This is a genomic window from Mesorhizobium sp. M0663, from assembly GCF_040320585.1.
GTDB lineage: Bacteria > Pseudomonadota > Alphaproteobacteria > Rhizobiales > Rhizobiaceae > Mesorhizobium.
On sequence record NZ_JAMYPX010000080.1, the window covers coordinates 1 to 3,443 of the forward strand.

Annotated in this window: 1 protein-coding gene and 1 pseudogene; both read right to left on the minus strand. The window is 57.3% G+C overall.

All coding sequences use genetic code 11. From position 1 onward, the window contains the following. Positions 1–274: 274 nt before the first annotated feature. Positions 275–3,112 carry an nSTAND1 domain-containing NTPase gene (locus NKI54_RS36050; protein ID WP_352694596.1) on the minus strand — a complete coding sequence of 946 codons (2,838 nt, stop codon included), beginning with the start codon at positions 3,110–3,112 and terminating at the stop codon, positions 275–277. A gap of 72 nt (positions 3,113–3,184) precedes the next feature. Then, positions 3,185–3,421 (minus strand): annotated as a pseudogene (locus NKI54_RS36055) (hypothetical protein); the annotation flags it as partial. Positions 3,422–3,443 lie beyond the last annotated feature (22 nt).

Below are 3,443 nucleotides of genomic sequence, written 5' to 3' on the forward strand. Positions count from 1 at the left end.
ACTGCGATCGAAGCCTTCCATTCTTTGCCTCAGGCTGACAGCCGGTTTCGGAGTCCAGACCAGCCAGTGCAATTCATGAGCCGTCGCGTACTAAATACAAGCCTGTTTCGAAAAATGATTTGAAGGCCCCGATTTTATTCTTGACGCCGAGTTTCGACGAAACCAGCAGGAGGCCAGTTGACGGGACCAATGATGACCCATTCAGCAGAGTCTGGCGTGGCCTGAAAGCCCATTGACAACCGTGGCCGCAAGGCACCTTTTCAGGAGCCAGGGACTATCTGTCGGAAGAATTCGCCGACGGTGGCGCCGGCGGGCGCGGCAGCCACGAACGACAGTTGACCACGTCGCCACATGTGCTGCGGCAAGACGCGTCCCCGAGGAATTGACCCCATTCGGCCAAGCTGAGGTTACGATTAGCAATGTGGCAAGCCCGGCTTACCAGCGAAGCCAGATCGGCTTTCAGAAGCACCGGCCCCAAGTCTTCCGTATACGTCACTGCCAGCGAACCATCGCTGCTGACAAAGGTCAGGGCCGCAACCTGTCGCGTACTGCCCGCGGGACGCAATGCCAGCCTGCCAAGCAGGCGTTGGCTGTTGAGGTCCCAAAGTTTGACCATGCCGTCCCGCCCTCCGGATGCCATGATCTTTGAATCAGCGCTAAAGGCGAGGTGTTCGAGGAAACCACGATGGGCCTCGGCAGGGATCCCAAGAGGGCGTCCAGATACTGTATCGATAAAATATATATGCCCAGCCCCTGTACCTAGAATGAGCAATTGACCGTCTGGACTAAAGGCAATCGTGCCGACGCTTTCGGACGACTGCCAATCCAGTTTCAACGGTACAAGACGGCATTTATGCTTTGTGCAAATGTAGACATCATAGTCTTCGGCGAGCGCGAGCTTGTTACCGTCGCCGGTTATCGAAATCGTGTGAACCGCAGGAGGCTTGCTGTCAGGAAATGTCAGCGGCACGCACCCGTTCTGCGAACATTGCCTGAGTTCTGCCGGTGAGTTCCGTCTCTCAATCCACTCAAATCCACCGGGCGCCGAAAAGGATTCCGGCAACACAGGTTCTTTCAGCTCTGAAGCCCGGGCATCCTCGTCGCAACGGGTTGAATCGCAGCGGAATACGGCGCGGTTTGAGGTGAAAATCAGGAATGCATCCGCGTCACCGTCAGCCAGGACATATTCTGCACGGTTGTCTCGCCCCTTGTAGATCTGGTGTCTTGACTTGGCCACAATATCCCAGAGTTCAACGTTTCCCGTGTAAGTCACACCGGCGAGCCATCTGCCGCTACGACTGCCAGCCAGCATTTTTACCCCCTCCGGGCTCTCAGGCAAACGCTCGCCCGGCCCGTTCGCAATGATATCCCACAACGCAACATTCCCGTCGGACCCACCGGTTGCCACCACATCGCCATTCCTGCTGAATGAGACGCCAGCAATAGTACGGCCGCTTGCGCGAATTGGAGTGTCCACTGGCTTTCTTTCATAAAAATTCCAGATCATCAGCGAGCCATCCAGAGAGCCCGAAACCAGGAAGCGGCCGTCGAAACTGCTTGCAAGGGTCGTCACGGCGCTCCTTGGCCCGCCCTCCAGGGGGGATAGCTCCTCTGATTTTTGGACGTCGTATATTCCGATAGTGCCATCCCCCCGACCCCACGTCAGGAAAGACGTTTTCGGAACAAACGTCAGGCCTCGCACTCCGCCTTTGCCAGCCGGGATCGAGTGAACGGGTGCAAAATTGCGACGCGAGTTCCAAAGGTAGATCGATGAGTCGGGACCGACAAAGCCTGCGACGGCGCCGCCATAGCCCGCTGCAAGGATTCCGCTTGACGCGTCGTAGGCGAGAGACTGTACGCCATTGCGATGTGCATTTTCCTCGGGTGATATGAGATCGCCAAACGCCCGGGACAATTTGCGATCTTTGAGATCCCAGATCTCTACTCGTCCGTTGTCTCGGCCAGTCGCTAGCTGTTGGTTATCCAGAAAAACCAGAGCCTTAACAGATTTGTACATTGTGTCGTCGTTTTTCACGACAGAGTCCGAAAGCGTTGGAAGAGGGTCGTGCGTCCGCACGCTCCAGAAAAGAATCTCGCCTTTTTGCGTACCCGCCGCGAGAACCTGACCATCCGGGCTAAAGGCGATGGCAACGACACCAGAACCTGGCTCAGGCTCTCGCAGAAATGGTTCGATAGCCCGTCCTGTCTTGATATCCCACAGGATCACCGATCCGTCCAAGCATCCCGCAGCGATCTGTAGTCCGTCTGGGGAAAATGATAGACTTTGTATGTATTTCCCTGCGCTTAGATTTGGAATATGCAGAAAGGCCGTCAGACGCGGTTGTTCTGTCAATGCTCCAAGAAGTGCTGACCATGCTTCAACCGTCGGCCGAGCTGTGGCCGCCTCAATCCCAAGGAGCAGCGACAAATCCAGCTGCTGCCGACCAGCACTTTCTGACTCAGACGCCAGTTGCCGTGAAGTCGCGATCCGCTCGCGATCCGAGGCAAGGGTCGCATACCGTATTGCTGCGGCAGTGACGATTGCCAGTACAGCGGCCAGCCCCCACCGGATGAAGCTGTTTTGCCTTGCGCGCTTAACGCTCGCCCGCGCGAAGTCGGCCTCAGTTTTGTTAAGACCCGGCGAAACGTTCGCCTGTAGCTTCCTGACGTCATCAAGGCGGGCGGCGTCTGACCAGAGGAGGCTCGCCTCACGCGACCCAGCCCATTTCAGAGCTTCGGGCGTCAGCCGACGCAGGTCGGCGATGAGCGACGAATCCTCGCGGACCCAAGTAAGGAGGCGGTCCCAGCCAAGGATGAGAGCGTCGTGGGCGAGTTCAAGGAAGGCTTCGTCGCCGACTTCATCGGACACCAGCAGGCGTACCTCGACCAGACGCTCCAGGAGCTTGTTCACCCGTGCTTGCTCGCTCGGATCGTCTTCTTCGAACTCTTTCCGCGATACTCGCCGCCTCGCAAACTCGCCAATGTCGACCGATACAAATCGTTCGAGGACGCGTCTGGCGGTCTCCTGATACAAGTTGAATGCCTTGTTCACTTCAGAGAGCAGGTCGTGCGCATCTGAAGACTTCGCGTCAGGGGCGAGCTGAAGCAGCAATTGTTTGTTTTCCCACTTTCTGATTATCAGGCCAGCGTCCTCCATGCGCTGCACGACCCGTTGAGCTCGGGCATCTTCGACGGGTTCCTTGATGTCGAGCTGATCAATCAACAGACCATGGACGGCTTCCGACGCCAAGAGGCTCTGCAGCACACGGCGTGCCGTAGTTTCCTGCGGCTTGTCCCATACGCCGACCAGTTCGTTGGCGCGAACCCGAAGCGACCCCGCGACGCCTCCCTCAAGGGCCTGATAGTCTGCGTCGGTCAATATCCTGTCGTTGCTCCGGCGCTTCAGATAGTTGTTGTACATCTGGCTGAGCGCGAAGGAGAGC